At 53.5% G+C, this 22,077-nt stretch carries 21 protein-coding genes and 1 pseudogene; 15 read left to right on the top strand and 7 right to left on the bottom strand.

The window, feature by feature from the left end; all coding sequences use genetic code 11:
* Positions 1-15: 15 nt before the first annotated feature.
* Entirely contained in the window at positions 16-267 is a 252-nt protein-coding gene (locus tag C7445_RS01510) for a DUF3243 domain-containing protein (protein WP_006447229.1), read from the bottom strand.
* Between the two features lie 118 nt (positions 268-385).
* On the opposite strand from C7445_RS01510, the gene C7445_RS01505 reads away from it, so the two are divergent.
* The gene (locus tag C7445_RS01505) at positions 386-676 is read left to right on the top strand and encodes a hypothetical protein (protein ID WP_243834870.1); all 291 of its coding nucleotides are present in this window, start codon (positions 386-388) and stop codon (positions 674-676) included.
* A gap of 123 nt (positions 677-799) precedes the next feature.
* On the opposite strand, the gene C7445_RS01500 is transcribed toward C7445_RS01505, so the two are convergent.
* A complete protein-coding gene (locus tag C7445_RS01500; RefSeq protein WP_134158260.1) occupies positions 800-2,098 on the bottom strand; it encodes a DNA polymerase IV in 1,299 nt (432 codons plus the stop codon).
* A 49-nt stretch (positions 2,099-2,147) separates the two neighbouring features.
* On the opposite strand from C7445_RS01500, the gene argR reads away from it, so the two are divergent.
* The 6 genes and pseudogenes from argR (at position 2,148) to nagB (ending at position 7,496) form a co-directional block, all read left to right on the top strand.
* A complete protein-coding gene (gene argR / locus C7445_RS01495; protein WP_208320801.1) occupies positions 2,148-2,651 on the top strand; it encodes an arginine repressor in 504 nt (167 codons plus the stop codon).
* Positions 2,652-2,791: 140 nt separating this feature from the next.
* Complete coding sequence (gene cysK, locus C7445_RS01490) at positions 2,792-3,715, top strand: cysteine synthase A (RefSeq protein ID WP_134158259.1); 924 nt, start codon at positions 2,792-2,794, stop codon at positions 3,713-3,715.
* A 346-nt stretch (positions 3,716-4,061) separates the two neighbouring features.
* Positions 4,062-4,274 (top strand): annotated as a pseudogene (locus C7445_RS14945) (MarR family transcriptional regulator); the annotation flags it as partial.
* Positions 4,275-4,337: 63 nt separating this feature from the next.
* A complete protein-coding gene (locus C7445_RS01485; protein ID WP_243834869.1) occupies positions 4,338-5,288 on the top strand; it encodes an ROK family protein in 951 nt (316 codons plus the stop codon).
* Positions 5,289-5,343: 55 nt separating this feature from the next.
* Positions 5,344-6,723 (top strand): APC family permease, encoded by a 1,380-nt coding sequence (locus C7445_RS01480; protein ID WP_208320799.1) that lies wholly within the window; start codon positions 5,344-5,346, stop codon positions 6,721-6,723.
* Positions 6,724-6,770: 47 nt separating this feature from the next.
* Entirely contained in the window at positions 6,771-7,496 is a 726-nt protein-coding gene (gene nagB, locus C7445_RS01475) for a glucosamine-6-phosphate deaminase (RefSeq protein WP_134158257.1), read from the top strand.
* A 272-nt stretch (positions 7,497-7,768) separates the two neighbouring features.
* On the opposite strand, the gene C7445_RS01470 is transcribed toward nagB, so the two are convergent.
* The 5 genes from C7445_RS01470 to C7445_RS01450 all read right to left on the bottom strand — a co-directional run bounded on the left by C7445_RS01470 (position 7,769) and on the right by C7445_RS01450 (position 11,898).
* Positions 7,769-9,124: a glycosyltransferase family 87 protein gene (locus C7445_RS01470; RefSeq protein ID WP_134158256.1), complete on the bottom strand. Its 1,356-nt coding sequence runs from the start codon at positions 9,122-9,124 to the stop codon at positions 7,769-7,771.
* A gap of 546 nt (positions 9,125-9,670) precedes the next feature.
* Positions 9,671-10,381, bottom strand: coding sequence for a hypothetical protein (locus C7445_RS01465; RefSeq protein WP_134158255.1), 711 nt, complete (start codon positions 10,379-10,381; stop codon positions 9,671-9,673).
* 93 nt (positions 10,382-10,474) lie between these two features.
* A complete protein-coding gene (locus tag C7445_RS01460; RefSeq protein ID WP_134158254.1) occupies positions 10,475-10,675 on the bottom strand; it encodes a hypothetical protein in 201 nt (66 codons plus the stop codon).
* Positions 10,672-10,902, bottom strand: a complete 231-nt coding sequence (locus tag C7445_RS01455) for a hypothetical protein (RefSeq protein ID WP_134158253.1) — start codon at positions 10,900-10,902, stop codon at positions 10,672-10,674. Before C7445_RS01455 ends, C7445_RS01460 begins: the two co-directional genes overlap by 4 nt.
* Positions 10,903-11,007: 105 nt before the next feature.
* Complete coding sequence (locus C7445_RS01450; RefSeq protein WP_134158252.1) at positions 11,008-11,898, bottom strand: YitT family protein; 891 nt, start codon at positions 11,896-11,898, stop codon at positions 11,008-11,010.
* Positions 11,899-12,032: 134 nt separating this feature from the next.
* Here C7445_RS01450 and C7445_RS01445 point away from each other — a divergent pair, with 134 nt between their 5' ends.
* The 8 genes from C7445_RS01445 to C7445_RS01410 all read left to right on the top strand — a co-directional run bounded on the left by C7445_RS01445 (position 12,033) and on the right by C7445_RS01410 (position 22,075).
* Positions 12,033-13,340: a DRTGG domain-containing protein gene (locus C7445_RS01445; protein ID WP_134158251.1), complete on the top strand. Its 1,308-nt coding sequence runs from the start codon at positions 12,033-12,035 to the stop codon at positions 13,338-13,340.
* A 6-nt stretch (positions 13,341-13,346) separates the two neighbouring features.
* A complete protein-coding gene (gene dnaE, locus C7445_RS01440) occupies positions 13,347-16,364 on the top strand; it encodes a DNA polymerase III subunit alpha (RefSeq protein WP_134158250.1) in 3,018 nt (1,005 codons plus the stop codon).
* A 165-nt stretch (positions 16,365-16,529) separates the two neighbouring features.
* Complete coding sequence (locus C7445_RS01435) at positions 16,530-16,724, top strand: hypothetical protein (protein ID WP_006447244.1); 195 nt, start codon at positions 16,530-16,532, stop codon at positions 16,722-16,724.
* A 28-nt stretch (positions 16,725-16,752) separates the two neighbouring features.
* Positions 16,753-17,652 (top strand): acetyl-CoA carboxylase, carboxyltransferase subunit beta, encoded by a 900-nt coding sequence (gene accD / locus C7445_RS01430; RefSeq protein ID WP_134158249.1) that lies wholly within the window; start codon positions 16,753-16,755, stop codon positions 17,650-17,652.
* The gene (locus C7445_RS01425; RefSeq protein ID WP_134158248.1) at positions 17,642-18,601 is read left to right on the top strand and encodes an acetyl-CoA carboxylase carboxyltransferase subunit alpha; all 960 of its coding nucleotides are present in this window, start codon (positions 17,642-17,644) and stop codon (positions 18,599-18,601) included. Before accD ends, C7445_RS01425 begins: the two co-directional genes overlap by 11 nt.
* Positions 18,602-18,736: 135 nt before the next feature.
* Positions 18,737-20,155, top strand: a complete 1,419-nt coding sequence (gene pyk / locus C7445_RS01420) for a pyruvate kinase (protein WP_134158247.1) — start codon at positions 18,737-18,739, stop codon at positions 20,153-20,155.
* Between the two features lie 193 nt (positions 20,156-20,348).
* Positions 20,349-21,332: a tryptophan--tRNA ligase gene (trpS, locus tag C7445_RS01415; RefSeq protein WP_134158406.1), complete on the top strand. Its 984-nt coding sequence runs from the start codon at positions 20,349-20,351 to the stop codon at positions 21,330-21,332.
* A gap of 62 nt (positions 21,333-21,394) precedes the next feature.
* A complete protein-coding gene (locus tag C7445_RS01410) occupies positions 21,395-22,075 on the top strand; it encodes a response regulator transcription factor (protein WP_134158246.1) in 681 nt (226 codons plus the stop codon).
* Positions 22,076-22,077 lie beyond the last annotated feature (2 nt).

Below are 22,077 nucleotides of genomic sequence, written 5' to 3'. Positions count from 1 at the left end.
GCCCGCCGCTGCTTCTTAGTGAGCCTTGTCGGCCATTTTGACCATGACGCTGGCAATCGCGTTGCGTTCTTGCTCGTTTGCGCTGTCCCACATTTCTTTGAGCAAACGTTGCTCGTCGTTTTTCGGATCGACTTTATCCGCCAAGAATTCACCCATCTTTTTCGCCACGTTCGAGATCTGTTCGTCACTGAATCCCATCGCTTGGGCCTTGTCGACGTGTTCCCCCAAAAACTCCCGCCACTTGTCGAAGCTGTCGAGTACGCTCATGCGTTCTCCTCCTCCACATAAGTGATTTCGGACTCAATGTTCCCCATGCGGCGACGGGTCATACTTCTTCGAAAGCATACATATACGTGGACAAGGTGGAAAAAAGGAGTTGGTTGTGGTGCGAAGGAAGGTTGGGGTTCCACGCCAAATTCGGCGCCAGTCCATCATGTACACGTGCGCCGCAATAGCGCTTGGCGCTTACGGTATCCCACGGCTGCCGCGGATGTCGCATGGCATTGCGGGTACATTTACGGCAGCGTGGATGTTGGTGTTAGCCTTGTCTATCTGCGCCAATCTGTATTTCGTTTTCGGAGCCGATAAGGAGCGTAAACGGCTTCTTGAAGAGCAGGAGTACCGAGCGGAAGCAGAAGCGCCGGTTTCCCAAGCGCGCGTACGTGCGCGTGGGTGAGGTCGCTCTGGGTTCCTTTCATCGCTAGGGTCTGCGCCTATTCGCGTTTGCTTGTCCAAGCGACCAGGCCAATGGCCAAAGCGAAACAGGTCAAGATTGCAACAATCGGGTCCAGATTTCCATTCATGACTTCCATTTGTTAGACTCCTCTTCATGTAGGTTGTCTGTCTGCAGCGACGTGCCGTGAGCCCGCTTATCATGAGTGGCCCGGCCGTCGCGTTCAATCATCCGGCCGCGGACGACGACATTCTCACCAAATCGATTGCGTAAAGTATCGGTGACCTCTGTCAACCTTTGAAGGCGCAACCGCTTCTCAAAGGCGGCCTGACTGCGCGGATTATCGAACAACCCAAGTTGCCATGTGGTGTCGATCTCCGCTGCGTCGATCAAGTCGCTGACGCTGATGCCGAGCAGGCGGATAGGCTTTTGTACGGGCCAATTCGCATTGAGTAAGGCTGTGGCGTCGCGGTAGATGTCATCTGTCAAATTCGAGGCCAGCGCTCGCTTGGCTTGCCGCGAGATGGTCTGCATGGACTTGTCGCGGACGATTAGCGTAACGACACGGCCAGCCTTGCCGTGCTTGCGCAACCGTCTGCCCACTTGATCCGCTAATTGCAGGAGTGTGCGTCGGATCAAATCCCGATCTGTGGTATCGAGGGGCAATGTGACAGAATGGCTTACACTTTTGGGATCTGGACGGCCGCTGACGACAGGGCGTTCATCCAAGCCATTTGCATACTGGCGAAGCACGGCGCCGCGACTGCCGCAGAGCCGCTTAAGAAGTTCAATAGGAGCAACGGCGAGATCGCCAATCGTACGAATGCCGGCTTTGTGCAGGGCCAACGCGGTGCGATGTCCTACACCGTGCATCTCCGAGACGGGTAGCGGCCAAAGCAGAGTTTGATAATTTGTCTTGTCAATGCGCGTAATTGCCATGGGTTTGCGCAGATCACTGCCCATTTTCGCAAAAAACTTGTTGGTCGCAACGCCGATGGAGCAGGGAAGCTGCAATTCAGCGCGAAGCATACATTGAATCCTACGGGCAATCTCGATGTCGTCGCCAAACTGCGAACTGCCGGTCACGTCCGCATAGCATTCGTCGATGCTGACGATCTCGACAGCAGGCGTAAAACGGCGTACCGTGTCAAATACTTGGCGTGCGAATGATCTGTAGAGTGGGAAGTCTGGGCGAATGACGAGCAGCTCGGGGCATGCCCGCAAGGCTTCGGCGACCGTCATCGTCGTCCGTACGCCGCGCGCTCGCGCCTCGTAGCTTGCTGTGACGACGATGCCATGGCGCGTTTCTGGATTGCCGGCCACGGCAATCGGTTTGCCAGCGTAGCGGTGTGGTGACTGGGCAACATGGCACGAAGCGTAAAACGCGTTCATGTCGATGTGGAGAATTTGTCGCTCCCGGTCCATCTTGACCCACCTCTCACACTTAGTGTAGCGAACTGCGTCCAAAAAGGGAATGCAGTGGGAGGCCAATGGTTGCCCTGGTGTACTCAAACGGCAGGAGGCAATACACGTGAAAGAACAGCGGTTGTTGCGTATACGAGAACTGGTGAGCCAACAGGAAATCGAAACGCAGGAAGAACTGGTTCATGCACTCGAGGCAGCTGGTTTTCAGGTGACTCAGGCGACTATCTCTCGCGATATTAAGGAACTACAGTTGATTAAAATTGTCGGATCGAACGGAAAATACAAATACGCCATACCGACGGCAACGAATACGGTTTCGCTTGACGCTTTGCGCAGGCGTCTGGCTGATGTATTTATCTCCCAGGCACGTGCCAACAATCTGATTATCATCAAGGTGGCACCGGGAAACGCGCATGCAATCGGGGCCTTGATGGACGCGCTGAACCCGCCTGGCCTTTTAGGTACTATTTGCGGCGACGATACCATGTTGCTTGTGTGCCAGGACGAGCAAAGTGCCGTCGACTTGTTAAACGAGGTGTTGAACGTCGGCTGAGTCAGCTGGTGATTCTCAAAACAGCAACTGAAATTTCACTTTTTCCGAGTTATACTATAAGAGTTGAATCTATTTTGTAGTGCTAGGTGTTCTGCTGTCGATCAAGCACCTTAGCTCAATTCGAACAAGGAGCAAATGCCATGCCATTGTACAATTCGATTCTCGAGCTCGTCGGCCATACGCCCACAGTTCGTCTTAACCGACTTCCAGACCCGAATGGTGCACAAGTCTATGTGAAATTGGAAGGGAAAAATCCGGCTGGCAGCGTGAAGGACAGGCCAGCCCTGAACATGATTTTGCAAGCTGAGAAGGAAGGCAAGCTGATTCCAGGAAAGAGCACCGTGATCGAAGCGACATCGGGAAACACTGGTATTGGTTTGGCGATGGTGTGTGCCGCCCGGGGGTATCGTTGTATCATCACGATGCCGGAAAACGCGACCGAAGAACGCGTCAAGCTGCTCAAAGCCTACGGAGCAGAAGTTCATCTCACACCAGAGGCCCAGCGGATGACAGGGGCGATTAAGGAGGCCGAAGAGTTGGCGGCAAGCATTCCGCACAGCTTTATCGCGCAACAGTTCGATAATCCGGCGAACCCAGACGCCCATCGTGGCACGACGGCGGTTGAAATTTATGAGGACTTTGAGGGTAAGCTCGATGCTTTTGTTCTCACTGCTGGCACGGGTGGCACTGTCACTGGTACGGGTGAAGAACTGAAGAAAAGGATTCCTGGACTCAAAATCTATGTCGTCGAGCCGAAAGGATCGCCGGTCTTGTCGGGTGGGCAACCTGGACCTCATAAAATCCCAGGGACAGGCCCAGGCTTTGTGCCGAGCATCTTGAATCGCAAAGCTTTCGATGAGATTCTGCTCATCGAGGACAAAGACGCACAAAATACAGCGCGGCGCTTAGCTGCAGAGGAAGGTATTTTACTTGGTGCATCGGGGGCAGCTTCCGTTTTCCACGGCTTGCAGGTGGCCAGTAAACTGCCCAAGGATGCACGAGTCCTGTGTTTGGCGCCGGACACTGGCGAGCGCTATCTTTCGTCCGATCTGTATCAAATGTAAGTCGTCTTTTTTGGCTGTCGGGATCGACACCATGACACAAAGGAAATGTGTTTTTTGCAAAAGATAGGTCTCAGGACTCATGTGCAAGGCTTGGAACCTCAGTATACTTCATAGTGTGGTGTAGACGAACTGTTCTACACTGTACCTAAACCCGAGTGTCCTGCGTATGCAGGAAGGCCCATCAGCTTAATGCTGAGGGTCTTTTTTTTTTTTAGTACCTATTTCCTCAATTATGTGAATCAAGTCATGTGTTGCTGGATTACGTGGTGGTCTCCGCGAATCATCGTTTGAGGACTGATAGTACGACTTTTTGAATGCGTTTACAAAACAGCCAGTTGAGGATATAATGCGCAAGAGAAAGTTTGTTTGGTGTAAGAGCAAACAAACCTGCTGGGGAGTGTACGGAATGCGAATGGGTACTGTCATGCGCAACGTCAATCGTGCCAATGTATTGAGGGAGGTGAGATTGAATCAACCCATTTCAAGAGCTGATATCGCGAAGCGATTAGAACTCAGCCGTTCGGTTGTATCAGACATTGTTGACTCTTTACTTGTGGAAGGTTTCGTACGCGAGGTGGGAACTGGAAGCTCAACATCCAGAGGAGGACGCCCTTCTGTTCGATTGGAGTTTGTTCCAACCGCCCGGTATTCATTTGGAATGGACATTGGCGGAACCAAGACGATGTTTTTGCTCACCGATCTCGCCGGAACTGTGATTGCACAGCGGAAAATTGCATCACGCCGAGAAGGTGTTGATACAGTTGAGCATTTGCGTACGGAAGCGCAAAGGTTTCTCCAGGAGTCTGGCGTTCCAATGGACAAAATGGTTGGTTCCGGGGTTGGCGCACCGGGTCTTATCAACTATATGGACGGCACGGTCTTAGCTGCCCCAGGCTTAGATTGGGTGAATGTCAATCTCAAAGAGGCTTTTCACTCGTACTTGCCGGAGCCTATCATTGTCGACAATGACGTGAATATGGCGTTAATAGGGGAAAAGTGGGTTGGTGCTGGCCGTGACGATGACGACGTCATCTTTGTAGCCATTGGCACTGGAATCGGTGCAGCACTTATGATCCAAGGGCAGATTCATCGTGGCGCGGCCGGGTATGCAGGTGAGGTCGGATACGTCCCTATCGATCCGTTTACCAATGCTCAAAGTGACGTGACCCGATTCGGTGCCCTTGAGAATGTCGCATCAGGCACTGGTATTCGATTGGAAGTGCAATCGAATATGAATAAATTTGGTCATTCGAGTCTTCAAGGTAGGGAAATCCGTGCCGAGGATGTCTTCGAAGCCGCACGTCAAGGCGATGAACTTGGGCAATATGTCGTGAACAAGACGGTCAAGTACCTGGCTTTTGCTTTAGCTCATATGATTGCCTTAGTAAACCCTGCAAAGATCATTTTGGGGGGAGGTGTCATGCGAGTTGGAAATACACTCGTACAGTGCATTGATCAACGTTTGAAACAAATCATGCCGATTCAAGCAGATCTAACATTGGCGCAGCTAGGCGAATTAGCAGGTGCCTATGGAGCGGCGGCGAGTCCGATTTTTGAGATGTACCGGATGTAAAACGAACTCATAGTCGTGAGGTGAACATGTCGTGGAGCTTCGAGAAGGACAACGCTTGGAGCGTGGAATCGGGCTTTTCCAAGCTACAGCCACCAATATGTCACAGATGATGGGAGCTGGTCCATTTATCACGGTACCCATCATTTTGTCGGCAATGGGAGGCCCGCAAGCGATTTTTGGATGGATGATTGGCGCTGTTTTGGCGGCTCTTGACGGATTGGTATGGAGTGAGTTGGGCGCTGCTATGCCGGGTGAAGGCGGGACTTACGTATATTTGAGAGAGGCGTTTCAATATAGAACAGGCAAGCTTATGCCATTTCTTTTCGTCTGGTCAACACTGATTGTCACACCACTCATTATGTCCACTGGTGCCATCGGGCTGACACAATATTTGGCGTATTTCTTTCCGCATATGACGGGGCTGGAATCAAAGTTAGTTGCCGTTCTTGTCACCATCATCACGATGGTTCTGTTGTGGCGAAGGATTACATCCGTTGGAAAATTGACAACCGTATTATGGATAGGTGCTATCTTGACGGTTGTTATGGTGATCGTGGCAGCCTCGATACATTTTAACGCACATCTGGCTTTCACGTTTCCACCTAACGCATTCGCGCCTTCAAAGTTTTTGCTTGGTCTCGGTGGTGGAATGCTGATTTCCATTTACGATTACATGGGGTACTATACCGCCTCGTATCTTGGGGATGAGATTTCAAATCCTGGGAAAACCATTCCACGCTCCATTCTATTGTCCATTCTGTTCGTCGCCATGATATATCTCTGCATGAATATTGGGATGATTGGGAATATCCCATGGCAGTTGGCGATGAAGAGTACGGATATTGGCACACAACTGGTTCAAGACGTTTGGGGACGTCCTGGTGCGGTCATCATTACGCTATTGATTATTTGGACTTGCTTTGCATCCGTGTATACGGGCCTGCTTGGCGCTTCTAGACTTCCCTACAACGCGGCCCGTGATGGACTGTTTTTCAGATCCTTTTCGAAGTTGCATCCCAAGCTCAATTTCCCTTATGTAGGCCTTCTTGTCATGGGGATAATTATGGCAATTTGTTGTTTTTTCAACCTCACAGACATTATCAATGCACTCATGGCGATGGCGATTGTCATTCAATTCATGGGTCAGATCGTTGCCTTAACAATTCTTAGAAAGCGTCAACCGAATCTCAAACGACCATTCCGTCAGTGGTTCTATCCGATTCCTAGTATTCTAGCGTTCATCGGCTGGGCTTACGTGTTTTGTTCCTCGGGTTGGGCAGCTATTCGGTTGGCTGTTGTATGGACGGCGCTTGGGATTATCGCCTTCTTGGCATGGGCATACCGGAAGAAAGAGTGGCCATTTGGACAAAAAGTGATTCAAGAAGCTTATACAGAGGCATGCATTGACTCTGCTGAGGCGCTCTCGATGGACTAGAGAGCAATAGGCTATGGCGATTTGATATAAAGGGCGGTGGAGAGGACATGAACATTCGCGTGTTTCGCACACCTTCCGATGCGGGCATCTATGCCGCTTCGATGGTAGAAAGAGTTATTACCTCATCGGAGCGCCCCGTCATTGGTCTGGCAACAGGAGAAACGGTCTTGCCGGTCTATGATGCGTTGGTGAATCTCGTTCGTTGCGGTCTGGATGTTTCCCATGTAACGACGTTGAATTTGGACGAGTACGTTGGTCTTTCACCCAATCATCCGCAAAGCTATCATTGGTTTATGCGTGAGCATTTGTTTTCGCGAATAGGGACTCCCATGCAAGCGACGCATCTACCTAACGGAGTCGCGCCGGACCTTGAGGCCGAATGTGAACGATACAACGATTTGATTCGGAATCATCCGATTGATATTCAACTGCTCGGGATCGGCGTAAACGGACACATTGGATTTAATGAACCGTCTCATACGTTAATCACGGGTACGCACGTGGTGAATTTAACACCTGAAACGATAAACATGAATGCGAGATTCTTTTCGAGAAAGGATGATGTTCCTCGCCAGGCGATTACCATGGGCATACAATCAATATTGCAGGCTAAGCAGATTATGCTCTTGGCATTTGGAGAGCACAAGGCTGATATTATCTACGAGGCGTTAAAAGATGGAATTCGTACCGATGTTCCAGCGAGTATGTTGCAACTTCACAAGGATGTTACCGTTATCCTAGATAGTCACAGCGCAGCGCGTCTCGGTCTGTAAGCTGCAATGGTAACAGCACAGGTGTACGTAGCAAGTTAAATGCACCGCCGTGAAGGAGAGGTTGGCTGGTTCAGTCAAGGTATAGACCCAAAATCACGGATCCTTGGATCGGCGGGGAATATCTAACTCGTCATGTGGGTTGATATGGAGAACTTGCGGACATCCCATTCCTACAGCTATGTTAATCTGGCCAAGGAATCACTTTCGATTAACAGGGGCATGTCCGTTTCTCCGTGTCAAGCCATTTACTGCGAGAAGACCCTTGGTCACGGTCACCTCGCCGAACCTGTTTTGGAGTGTATGATCTTTGTGGTATCCAATGAGACCTGAGACACAACACGGAAACTGGGCTTATCAGCAATTTGCTCTTTTGGATGTCTCAAGTTCAACATATACATGAGCGCTATCAGTAATATCACAAGCGATGCAAACATTGGCATATGGATCCAATACAGGGATGCATAGTGATGGGTCACATGATTGAGCAGGAACGTGAAGGGTAAAGATTCGAAGATATATGCCAATATAACAGTTACCCTGAGGATATGGAGCGTAAGTCCATCATGGTTGCTATTGAGGGTCAAGCAACAAAGTAATGCCACCAAAGCCGGAAATGTAAATACCATGTGCGGCTGCTCGACAAGAGGCGAGATCACAATCGGCATCATACTCGTCATGCCCATACGCAGAATCCACTTGTCGGCGGTAGATCGTAGAACTGAGACAGCAATCATGAAACACACAACGACCACGTAGGCAGAAAAGATGATCGTTTCAGTTGGGCGCATCGGATGATTGGAGTGCAGTGCAAACATTTGCAGGACACCGAGCAACGATTGGTTGTAAGGAGCTGGGCCATTTCTCATGCTTTGCTGCCCGAACTGTAAAAAATGGATTATGTACTGAACGGTTGTAGATAGTCCAGTCAACGGAAAGGAAAAAACGGTGAAACCAGCTACAAAGAGAATGGTATACTTCATGGTCGTCCATTTTTTTTGCAAAGCGAGTAACACGAAGACGAATAACGGCGTGACCTTAATCAGAACGGCTAAGGCCAAAGGGACCGCTGCCATGGCTTCGTTGTTTTTTCTGTACATGAAAAAAAACGATAATGAGAAACAAGCGAAGAGTATGCTATTTACATTTCCTACACCTATGTCCATTTGAAAGGGGGTAAGTGTCAAGGCAGCCGATAGAAGAAGGATTAAATGAATTCGACGAATTCGTCCCCACACCGTGCGGACAAGCCAATATACGCCCAAAATGCATGAAATAAGGGAGGCTGTTTGCCATAAGACAACTGAAGTCCAAAATGGAATGACAGCTAACCAACAAAACAACAGGGCAAATTGAGGTGGATAAACGTATTGGTTGTTCGGATTATTCGGAAAGCCTTGCTGATGCAGAAAACGCAGTTGATTGTGTTGATTATACAAAAAACCCCAGCTTGTGTGATGGTATAGGACTTGCTGGAATGCGTAATAAAAATATCCGTAATCATAGCCTATATACTTCATATGATACAGGCCTATCCATTCATCGGTTGCGGTGGATATTACGTACAAAAATAAGGCGAGGATTCCAATGCCCCAAAGTGCATCTTTGTGAAATGCGAAATGATATTTCATGTGTCTACAACCCCTCGTTCGCGTGAACCGTGCTTTCAGCAACCGCTCGCGTAAATCCTTCGATACATTACCATGCCTTGCTTGAACGCATCTTTGAAGGTTGCTTCCTTTACCATGACGGTGAGAACACGGGGTCGAACGTGACAAGAGTACTAGAGAGGGGCATGTAAGCTGCTGCTACCTTTTGCATGGTACTTGTCAAGACGGTGAAGGTTTACCGCGAATCCGTTCGTGTACATATGCCTATCCGTCAATCACATGTGGGAACACGCTCTGAGTCGAAAGCCAATCGAAGGTGGAAAAGTGCATACGAGTTGCTCGGGCTTAGCGAGACTCGGGAGGTATCGTCAACCCGACCGAACGATGCGAAGGTGAGATACGGGTGTGCGCGCATGGAGCCAAAACCGTTGGCGCAGCCAAAACGCTATCATCCCCCATAACACAAAAATGACAAAGGCCGTTCCAACAAGAATTCACGCATGCTGGAACGGCCTTAAACGAAATAGTTTCGTCGATAGTGGTACAGCTTAGGTGTGCAACCGGGGTCTATTCATTTGACAGTTTAGCAAGCAACGCGCTTGTGGCTTTCTCCAGGATTCGCGACGCAGCTCGAATATCAGCAACCTTTTGCTCTTCTTCTTGCGTCATATCCGTCAATACAGAAAGCATAGTTGAAGCGTCTTTGTCAGATGCAGCCTTTCGAAGACCTTTAAGGCCGGCATCTACCGCGTATTGATTGACGAGGGCATCTTCCAGGTAGGAAATGACGTTGGTCGATTGCGGTTCTTGCGCTGTCAGCAAGTCTGTTTGCGATTCTGAAACAGCCTCTTGCAGTGCTGCAATGTATGCATTCACAGCGGTTTGCAGTTGAGTTTGCGCCGCCCCGTCGCTTTGTGTTGCCGTCTGATATGCGCTCAGCGTTTGTTGCAAGGCCAAGGCGATATCGTCTGGTGATGTAGGTGCCGGGGCGCTGTCGTTGTCTTGATTTGGATGTGGGACTTTTTTCGGTTCAATATGCTGATAGGGAGCGATAGCCTGTTCAAACTCTGTGATGATGTGGTTGATACTCGACTTGTTGGACTTGTTTGACGAGGGGCGTGATGGCATGGTCGCGTTTCCGGTTCCGTTGTCTATGGCGTTATTGAACGCAGTAAGCAGCGGAACCGGGTTCGATGCAGCGTGAACGCTTGGTCCATGGGCTGTGACGACGAGCGCCGCAGCGGCCGAAAACAGTGCGACAAACAGGCCTCTTGCCACAGGATTCACCTCATTTGCGTGCTACCCATATCATTCGCCAAGATGAGGGTCATCTGTGGGGGTACTTTTCCTGCTGGCAATCCTATTTTACGATCACGCCTTGCGTTGCACCGCCAACTGCCGCAAGCGCTGTGCGGCGTAAGCGAACGTGGCTGTACCGGCTATGATCAGCAAATGCTGGATCAAGTGCGAGACTCGTCCATCGTCGTTGATCAATCCAGGTAGGAACACGAGCGCTACCACCGTTGCCGATAGATACAGCATGACAACGTACATCACAGGGTTTTGCTTCACGATATCACCTCGCCATCGCGATCTTCCGGCTGTGCAAATGCAGAATCTTGTGCGCGTCGAGTCCACCATGCGGCCTGAAAGCCTGCCAAAGCGCCAGCGAGTGCGAAGAGCCCATGCACAAGGGCATGGTGTAGGATGTTGAACTCCGACCAAGCGCTCACGCCTGGCCATTCACCGATGCCGATGGCGACCATCGCCAATACCAATGGAAGCGGGATTTGTGCCACGAATCTTACACTCCTTGTCCAACTTGCAAAATTCATCGCTATCAAGAAGTTTGGACAGGTTGTTCGGCAATTAAACCTATCGCACAACATGACACATATAGATCATTAGGGATTGTTCTGCCGAAAACGGCCAATCACTTCGGTCGTATCGAGAATGGTGATGAACGCATTTGGATCGATAGACTGTACCAGATCTCGGAGGTCGGACATCTCCAGATGTGTCATCGCACACAAAAGCACACCGCGTTCACGCTGCGTGTACGCTCCGTACGCGCGCATGATGGTGCTGCCGCGAACGAGTTTGTGGCCAATTTCGCTGCTGACTTCTGTCGGCTTTTCGGTGACGATGAGCGCGGTCTTGCGCTGTTGGAAATGCATCAGGCCGCTGACCACGCGGGATGCCGCATACATGCTGACCAAGGTATACAGCCCTGCCGGCACGCCGAACACGAACATCGAAAGGATGACGATCACGGCGTTCATCACAAATCCGATGGATCCCACACTGCGGCCCGTCAGCCGGTTGATGACGAGGCTCAGGATATCCGTGCCTCCCATCGAGCCGCCCACGCGAATCACAAGGCCCGACGACAAACCGCTTAAGACGCCGCCGTACAAACCCATCAGAAGTGGATCTTTTGGTGTCTGAAAGTGAATGTGAACGGCGTCGGCGATGATCGAGAATCCTAGGATGGCGATGCCGGTCTGCAAAATAAACCGTCTGCCGAGATACTTATAGCCAATGAGAAACAGCGGAATATTGAAGACAAAGAATAGTGTGCCGACGCCAAGTATGTGTACGTAATGGTGAATGATCTGGGCGACGCCAGTGACGCCCCCGGCCAAAATACGGGCAGGTGTCAAAAAGTTGTTGACGGAGATGGCGCCAATCAAATCGCAAAACAGAATGACGGCAATCCGCCATGTCCAGTCCAGTACTGGGTGCCCCGTCCCTTTCATGCCTACCACGCGCCGCATGCCGTCGTACATGTTCATGTGTCCACGTCTCCTGTTCCTGAATTCACCTCACATTGTACACTGTGTGCGGCGTGATCGATTCCAACTTCTTCGGTAATATGGAGGATAGATATCGGCGGACTTGCAGTCCGGCCTCGGGCGAGGGAAGACACGTGGTTACCAAGCACCAACAAATTCTCGACTACATACGGTCGTTGCCGCTTGGCACGCAAATTTCTGTTCGAAAAATTGCCCGAGTCCTGCATGTCTCCGAAGGTACGGCTTACCGAGCGATTAAAGATGCTGAGCGAGAAGGTTTCGTGTCGACGTTGGACCGAATTGGAACGGTTCGCGTGGAACGCAAGGAAAAGGCGCAGATCGAGCGCCTGACGTTCGCCGAAGTGGTGCGCATTGTCGAGGGTACGGTGCTAGGTGGGCGGGAAGGATTGCACAAGTCCCTCGGCCGACTGGTCATCGGTGCGATGAAAACCGAGTCCATCAGTCGCTATTTAAACCCGGGCAGCCTGATGATCGTCGGCAACCGCGAGCAGGTGCAGCGCATGTCGCTCAAGAGTGGCGCGGCAGTTCTTATTACAGGCGGCTTCACGGCATCGCCAATGGTCGAGCGGCTCGCAAACGAGTATCAGTTGCCCCTGATTTCGTGTTCGTATGACACGTTCACGACGGCTGCCCTGATCAATCGAGCGTTGTACGATCAAATGATTAAAAAAGACATTCTTTACGTCGAGGACGTCGTGCAAGAACAGTCGCTTGCGACGCTGACACCGACGCATTCGGTGCGCGATTACTACCACTTGGTTGAGGCGACGGGGCATTCGCGCGTGCCAGTGGTGGATCGCAATGGAAGGCTGGTGGGCATCATCAGTCCTCGCGACGTCGCGGAAGCCGATTCATCTGCGTCCATCGCGCGTTTTATGACGCGCCATCCGGTTACGGTGACCCCGAAGACGACCATTGCTTCGGCATCTCACCGCATGGCGTTTGAGGGCATCGAGATGATGCCGGTCGTGCGTGATCGCCATCTGGTTGGCGTTCTGACGCGGCAAGACGTGATTCGGGCCTTACAGATTATGAGTCGGCAGCCACAGGTGGCGGAGACGGTGGAAGATGTGGTGGTACGCGACTTTGCGGCCGTGCAGGCGAGTGAGGGACAGGTGTTGCTGCGTGGGCAGGTGACACCGCAGATGACGACGAGCGGGGGGACACTGGCGAGCGGCCCACTTACCACCATCATCCAAGAGGCGGCGCGCGTCTGTCTGCGGCGCGTGCGCCACGCCGACATGGTGGTCGAAAACATGACGCTGTATATGCTTCGACCGATACCCGTCGACAGTACGATCGACGCCCGCGCACAAATCCTTGATTATGGCAGGCGCTACGCAAAAGTGGAAGTCGTGATCGAGGACGAGGCGGATGCGTTCGCCAAGGCCCTGCTGACAGCACAATGGATCGAGAGGTGAATCGCGTTGGCTGATTTCGTCCACCTGCATGTGCATAGTGCCTATACGTTTCGTGAGAGTTTGCTGCGCATCGAGGACCTCATCGAGGCGGCTGCCGCTTACGAGATGCCGGCGATCGCGCTGACGGACACAAACGGTATGTATGGCGCCGTCTCGTTCTATCGCCAGGCGAAGGCGCATGGCATCGCACCAGTGCTCGGGTGTCAACTGCAAATCGACTTGCGGATGCAAGCGGTGGAGGCTTCCGCAGCGTGGACCCGGATGGAGTGGCGGCGAGAACTGGAGACGATTGTGCTGCTGGCGCGGGGGCTTCCAGGCTATCGTGCCTTGACGCGGCTCGTCACCTTGGCCAGGGAGCATGGGCCTGTACCGTTTATCCGCATCGACGATCTATCCGCGCATGCCACAGATCTCATCTGTCTTATCGGCGGGGGCGAATCCCGCTTGTTGGCGCAATTTGCGGCAGGCGATGCGCAAGCGGCCGAGGCGTCTTTGCAGACCCTCTTGAACGCATGTCCGGCGGGACAAGTGTACATCGATGTACAAGACCATCAACGGTCGGTCGAACGCCAGGGATTGCCCAGCTTGTTGCGCGTGGCACGGCTTTGGGACGTACCCTTGGTCGCGACCAACGACGCCCGCTATCGTTTTCCAGAGGACGCCGCCTTGCATCGCGCCTACGCAGCCCTCGATCACCCGGATGCCGAAGACGTCTGGCCGAACGACCGTTTCGCCTTGGTCAGCGCCGACGAAATGCGCCGGCGGTTTACGAATTTGCCCGAAGCCGTTCAAAACACAGTGATCATTGCGGAAGAGTGCAAGTTGCACCTGCCTTTGCATCAGGTGCAGATGCCGCACTATCAGACCAAAGACGGGCGTCCGAGCGATGTCGTTTTGCGGGAAGCGGCACACGCTGGCGCCAAATCGCGCTACGGTGACGTGAAAGGCGAGATCGCAGAACGCCTGCAGTACGAGCTGGACGTGATCTGCGATATGGGGTATGCGGACTACTTCTTGGTTGTTGCGGATTTCATTCGCTACGCTCATCAGCGCGGGATTTCGACAGGTCCTGGCCGAGGCTCCGCCGCCGGTAGTATCGTCGCCTATGCCTTGCGCATCACGGACGTCGATCCGATGGCCAATCACTTGCTTTTTGAGCGGTTTTTGAACCCTGAGCGCGTGTCGCTTCCGGACATCGATACGGATTTTGAATTCGAGCGGCGAGGCGAGGTCATCGCATACGTCGTCGAGAAATACGGGCGCGATCGCGTCGCCCAAATCGGTACATTCGGTACGCTCGCCGCACGCGCAGCGTTGCGCGACGCAGGTCGCATGTTGGGTGCAGATCCGCGCCTTGTGGACCAGTTGAGCAAACTCGTGCCAGCACAGCCAGGGGTGACACTCTCGGCGGTGCGCGCACAGGTTTCCGCGTTTGAGCGGATCGTCGGCGAATCAGAGGCTGCCTTGCGCGTGTACGAGGCGGCGGTGCGGCTCGAGGGACTGCCTCATCACACTTCGATTCACGCGGCAGGCGTCGTCATTGCCCCAGGGCCGCTTGTCGACTGGGTGCCGCTCGATCCGGGCAGCGACGGAACGCCTGTGACGCAGTATGCGATGGACGACGTCGAGGCTCTGGGGCTTGTGAAAATGGACTTTCTCGGGCTCCGAACGCTCACGCTCGTCGACGCCTGTATCCGTTCTGTGCGTGAACGCACGGGGGTGACCATCGACTGGCGGCAGATATCGACAAATGATCCTGCGACGTACGAGATGCTCACGCGCGCGGAAACAAATGGCGTGTTCCAATTAGAGTCCCCAGGTATGCGCCGGGTTCTCAAGCAGTTGCGGCCGACGACGCTCGATGATATCGTCGCGGTGATCTCGCTGAACCGGCCAGGTCCGATGGAGAATATCCCGGCTTTTTGCGACGCCAAGCATGGGCGTGTCGCGGTAAGCTATCCGCACCCGGATCTGGAACCCATTTTGAAGGATACGTACGGCGTGATCGTCTATCAGGAGCAAATCATGCAGATTGCCAGTTCGATGGCTGGTTTTTCGCTGGGCCAGGCCGATCTTTTACGGCGGGCTGTATCGAAGAAAAAGCGGGAAATCCTCGACGAGGAACGATCTCGCTTTGTCGATGGATGCTTGCGCAACGGCTACGATGAGGCAACGGCCAACGAGGTATATGACATCATCGTCCGCTTTGCCGATTACGGGTTCAATCGCTCGCATGCCGCAGCCTATGCGGTGCTGGCGTACCGCACAGCGTACTTGCGGGCGCATTATCTGCCTGAGTTTCTGGCTGCCTTGATGACGATGGCCATGGGAGCGCCGGATAAGATTCGCAGCTATGAGCAGGATGCGCGCAGACACAGGATTTCTGTCTTGCCGCCGTCGGTCGTGTACAGTGAACGCGGCTATGCGGTTGCCACCGATGCCGCCATTCGCACAGGCCTTTTAGCCATTCGCAACGTCGGAGAGGCGGCGGTCGAGCACATTCTCACGTTGCGCCGCGAGCGTCCGTTTGCTTCACTAGTCGACTTCCTGCAACGCATACAATCGCGCTTGCTCAATCGCAAGGCGTTAGACAGCCTGCTCTTGGCTGGGGCGTTTGATGATTTCTTTCCAGAAGCCTCTGCTCCATCGGCGAAACAGCAGATGTTCGAAGAAGCGTGGAAACGCGCCGAAGAAGCCAAGCAATTTGAAGGGCTGGCATTGGGTTTTGGAATCAGCGCTGACGATTCGTCCGCACCGACATCCGTATCTGGCGACGGAACGGAAGTTTTGTATATTCGTTATGCGGGGAGTAAGGGTGGATCGATCCTGCGGTCAGTTCAGGCGGCCTTGGCGGGATACCGAGGTACGACGCCTGTGGCGCTGTATGACGCCACAGCCAGGCGGACTCGTCTGCTTGGTGAGCGCTGGCGTGTTGCCGTGACACCTGAACTTGTGGCACTGCTCGAAGAGGTCGTCGGCATTGGCAATGTGCGGGTGCGTGAGGCACCGAAGAAATCGCAATGAGGGGCATACGCGAACCCCAATCGTCGTAGGGTAGAAACGAGCCGTGCTTGCCCTCTTGTCGAAGTGTGCTATGGTAGAGACGAGGGATGGGTTCAGTCCATTCTGTCTCAACGTGATATAATGCTTGCAAGAATTCTCATTTTGCGTGCTAGGAGCGAAGAACGAATGTGGACGGTCATCTACATCGCACCGACAGCCCGCCAGGCTGACCAGATTCGGAATAAGTTGACGGAAGAAGGCTTCCTAGTCAAAGTGAGGCAAGCGCGAGGCGCGAAAGAGCAGTTCGAAATCTTGATACCCGAGAGTGAATTGGATGAGGGGCAGGAAATCCTGAAGGAGATTCTGCACTCTTCTTTGTGATTGAACCACTGCAAAACGAGGTGGAGTCGTGTTAAAGGACCTGTTTTACAGGCGGCGTCAATATGCCACCCTGGGGACGGCTGCCGAACCGAAACCAGTTCAGAAGCCGCCTGAAGTCGTCGAGCGCGACGTGCCCAAAGGGCTTGTGCAAAAGTGCGAGGCATGCGGCAATCTGCTGATGGCCAAGGAATTGCAGAAGCACGTATACACCTGTCCAGAGTGCAATTTTCATTTTCGCGTCGACGCGCGCACACGCGTCGAATTGACGCTGGACGCCGGTACATTTGTCGAGATCGGCGCAGGGATTACGTCGACCAATCCGCTTGGCTTCCCAGAATACGAGACCAAGTTGGCGAAGGCACAAAGTGCGACCGGAATGGCGGAAGGCGCGCTGGCGGGAAAAGGCGAGATCGACGGCATGCCGGTCGTGATGGCCGTGATGGATCCCGGCTTTATGATGGGGAGTATGGGATCGGCCGTTGGTGAAAAACTGACGCGTGCCATGGAACGGGCTTGTGTCGAACGTAAACCGCTGATTTTGTTCACAGCTTCAGGCGGGGCGCGTATGCAGGAGGCCATTTTGTCTTTGATGCAGATGGCGAAGACCAGCGTGGCGTTGCGCCGCATGCATGAGTGCGGTGTGTTGTTTGTCTCCGTCATCACGCATCCGACGACAGGCGGCGTCAGCGCCAGCTTCGCGAGTCTTGGCGATATCATCATCGCCGAGCCTGGGGCCATGTTCGGGTTTGCCGGACGTCGTGTCGTAGAGCAGACCATGCGGCAAAAACTCCCGGATGACTTCCAGACCGCCGAATTCAATCTGAAGCACGGCATGGTTGACAAGGTCGTGCACCGCAAGCAAATGCGCGATGCGTTGGCGGCCATCGTCCGCATCCATACAGCTCGGGGGTGGGCCGATGCCGACTGAACTCGACTTTGAAAAACCGATCGCCGAACTTCAAAATAAAATCGCAGAGTTGAAGTCGTTCATGGAGAAGAACGGCCTTGATCTGCAAGGCGAGCTCAGGAAGTTGGAGGAACGGCTCGAAGAGTTGACGGAGACGACCTACGCCAATTTGACCGCATGGCAGCGCGTGCAATTGGCGAGGCAGATCGGTCGGCCCACGACGCTCGACTATATCAAAGGGATGTGTGACGAGTTCCTTGAGTTGCACGGCGACAGGCATTTCGCAGACGATCCGACCATCGTTGGCGGTATTGGGCTTGTTGCAGGGCATCCCGTCACTGTGATTGGGCATCAGAAGGGCCGCGATACGAAGGAAAACATTCGCCGCAATTTTGGTATGGCTAATCCAGAAGGCTATCGCAAGGCGCTGCGCCTAATGCGTCAGGCTGAGAAGTTTGGCCGCCCTGTGGTGTTTTTCATCGACACTCCGGGTGCATATGCGGGCATGTCGGCAGAAGAACGCGGACAAAGTGTCGCCATTGCAGAGAATTTGCTGGAGATGGCGGGACTACGGACGCCGACCGTCTCCATCGTCACCGGGGAAGGCGGCAGCGGGGGTGCACTGGGGCTGGGTATCACAGACCGCATTTTTATGCTTGACTATGCCTGGTATTCGGTGATTGCGCCAGAGTCTGCGGCTGCGATCCTGTGGAAGGACAGTAAGCTCGGTCCCAAGGCTGCCGAAGTCATGCGGCTGACGGCCGCCGATTTGCTTGATCTCGGGATTGTCGATGGCGTGATCGCCGAACCGCGGGGTGGTGCCCAAAAAGACCCCAAGGCCATGGTGCAAATGGTTCGCGACAAGGTCGTGGAAACTTTACGTGAACTTTCGCAGATTTCTATTGATGAACTTCTGGCCGCGCGATACCATAAGTATCGGGATATGGGAGAATACATCGAACGGCAGTGAAGCGGTGTCCGGCATCCAGCTGGACATTCCGCTTCTTCCTTTGTTGTCACCTCCGCATTCGGCCGTCCTGACAGGGGGACTTGGGTCTTGTCTGTGGTCGAGGCGGACAACCTTGCTGCAAAGAGAGGGTTTCACATGCGAAAAACCAAGATTGTTGCAACGATTGGTCCTGCGAGCGAATCGCCCGAAACGTTGGCGAAGTTGATCGAGGCTGGTCTGGATGTCGCTCGCTTGAACTTCTCTCACGGTACATACGATGAACACGCAGAACGAATTCGTCGCATTCGCGAAGCGTCTGCAAAGGTCGGAAAACATGTCGGCATTATGTTGGATATCAAAGGTCCCAAAATCCGGACAGGCAAGATTCAAGGTGGACAGGTTGAGCTGGCTGATGGCGACGAGATCGTATTGACGATTGATCCCGTCGAAATTGGCACGAAGGAACGTGTTTGGATTTCATACGAAGGCCTTGTGGACGATGTATATCCGGGCGCACCAATCCGTATCGACGATGGCCTCATCGGCCTTGAAGTCACGGCTGTCAAAGGCCATGACATTCACTGCCGGGTGACAAACGGCGGCACGCTAAAGGATAACAAAGGCATCAACGTACCGGGTGTCACCTTGCGTATCCCCGGCGTCACGGAGAAAGACAAGGCGGATATCGTTTTCGGCATTCAGCAAGGCGTCGATATGATCGCCGCATCGTTTGTACGCAAGGCGGCCGACGTCCTGGAAGTGCGCAGAATCCTCGAGCAACATCATTACCAGGCAGACATCATCTCCAAGATCGAGACACAGGAAGGCATGGATCGGCTTGAGGAAATCGCCCAAGTCAGCGATGGCATGATGGTTGCCCGCGGCGATCTCGGCGTGGAAATTCCGACCGAAGAAGTACCACTTGCGCAAAAACGTATCATCTCGCTGTGCAACAAGTATGGAAAACCGGTGATTACGGCTACCCAGATGCTCGATTCCATGCAACGCAATCCGCGCCCGACGCGGGCCGAAGCGAGTGACGTTGCCAACGCCATTTTTGATGGCACAGACGCGGTGATGCTCAGTGGTGAAACGGCCGCCGGTCGCTACCCGCTCGAATCCGTTCGGACCATGGCGCAAATTGCCGAGCGGGCGGAGGCTGCTTTGGCGCACGAGGAAGTCAGTTACCGCCATCGTACTGAGGTGACCAAATCGGTGTCTGACTCACTCGCGCACGCGGTTCGCACCTTGGCGGCGGATCTCGACGTCGTCGCCATCGTGACGGCTACGACCTCGGGACACACAGCCCGCTCGGTCTCCAAGTACCGTCCGATGTCTCCCATCATTGCCGTGACACCGTATGATCACGTTGCGCGCAGGCTGACCGTGTTTTGGGGCGTACACCCCGTCGTTGCGCCCGACATTGCGGAAACCACCGACGAGCTTTTGGAAGGTTCCATTCAGGGAGCGCTGTCTACTGGCAGTGTGCACACGGGTGATCGCGTCATTATCATGGGCGGCATTCCGGCTGGCACATCGGGCACGACGAACTTCTTAAAGGTCCATACGGTTTAACGGACTGAATGTTTTTGGTTGTACGCCGATATGAACCGACAAAATTGCGCGGAATCCCTCTTTCATCAGCGTGGGATTCCGCGTTGCCGTACCCGGACGTTTGCATACGAGGCTCTATATTCGGGTTGCTCTCATTGATGGGAACGGTAGGTCAACCCATTTGAGCCAATTTTGAAGAGTTAGGAGAATGATGATGACGCGGGTGTTTTCTGGGATTCAACCATCCGGAACGCTGACGATTGGCAATTACCTTGGTGCCATGAAGCACTTTGTGCATCTGCAGAGGGAAGCGGATTGTCTATTCTGTGTGGTAGACTTGCATGCCATCACTGTGCCACAGGATCCGGAGGAATTGCGGACCAATTCGCGGAACTTGGCGGCCTTGTATCTGGCGGCAGGGATAGATCCGGACAGAGCTACACTCTTTGTGCAATCGCACGTCCCCGCACACGCCGAGCTTGGCTGGTTGCTGCAATGTATTGCATACTACGGCGAATTGTCTCGAATGACGCAATTCAAGGACAAGTCTGAGCACAAGGATGTCGTCACGGCAGGGTTGTTTACCTATCCGGCTCTCATGGCCGCCGATATTTTGCTCTATCAGACAGACGTCGTCCCGGTTGGCGAAGATCAGAAACAACATCTTGAACTCACGCGCGACGTGGCCGAGAGATTTAACAATCGCTTTGGCAAGACGTTTGCCGTTCCAAATCCATACATCTCTAAAGTCGGCGGGCGCATCATGAGCCTCGAAAATCCGGCCAAGAAGATGAGTAAGAGCGACGAGAGTCAAGGCGCGTTCATTTCGATGCTCGACGAGCCTGACGTCATTCGTAAAAAAATCAGTCGTGCCGTCACCGATTCGGATCGCGAAGTCCGCTACGATCCCGAGGCAAAACCGGCGGTGAGCAATTTGATGACCATCTATGGATTGTTCGCCGACATGTCGATGGAGGATGTGGAACGGCATTTTGCGGGGCAGGGCTATGGACCATTCAAGAAGGAGTTGGCGGAGGTCATCGTCGAAGGACTCAGGCCTATTCAGGAGCGCTATCGTGAACTGGTCGGTTCGCGCGAAGTGGATGAGATTCTGGCGCGTGGAGCGCAGAGAGCGGCGGAACTGGCCGCGCCTACACTCTCAGACGTCAAGTTGAAACTCGGTTTCTTACCAACATGACCCTGGCCTTGCGATTCCGGTTGCGCACCGACTCGCAGGAAGGGACGAGGGGAGGGAGCGCAGTGAGGCTGTTGGTTGTTGAAGACGAGCCGCAGCTTCGCCGGGAACTCGTAGCGCTCTTCGAGCGGCACGGCTACCTGGTCGATGCGGTCGAAACGGTGTTTGACGCAGTGGAACATGGGATGAGCATGGCGTATGACTGCATTGTGCTCGACTACATGCTGCCTGACGGCGACGGGATTGAGGCCCTGACGCAACTGCGCGAGGCCGGGTGTCCGACGCCAGTCCTGATGTTGACGGTAAAAAACGATCCTAAAGATCGCGTGTTCGGCCTCAATAAAGGGGCAGATGATTACCTTGGGAAACCGTTCCATCCAGATGAACTGCTGGCACGCATAGGCGCTCTTGTGCGTCGAACCCCATCCCTGTCCGACGAAGAAGCTTTAACGTATGGCAAGGCGACGCTGCGTACCAAGTCGCGCAGCTTGGAATACGAGGGCAAGACACTCGAATTGACAAGCAAAGAGTTTGCCCTGATGGAAGCTTTGATGCGCCATAAACACCAGTTGATGACGCGGGATCAACTCATTGCCAAGGTCTGGGGACCGGATGCAGAGGTTGCCGACAGCGCCCTGGACACCTACATTTACTTTCTGCGGCGAAAGTGCGCGAATATCGGGTGGAAGAACGCGATTGTTACAGTGCGTGGCCGAGGGTACGCCTTGCAGCCGGAGGGCGAATGAAT

Source organism: Alicyclobacillus sacchari (genome assembly GCF_004366795.1).
GTDB classification, from domain to species: Bacteria; Bacillota; Bacilli; order Alicyclobacillales; family Alicyclobacillaceae; genus Alicyclobacillus; species Alicyclobacillus sacchari.
This window is presented reverse-complemented; position numbering and strand designations above follow the sequence as displayed.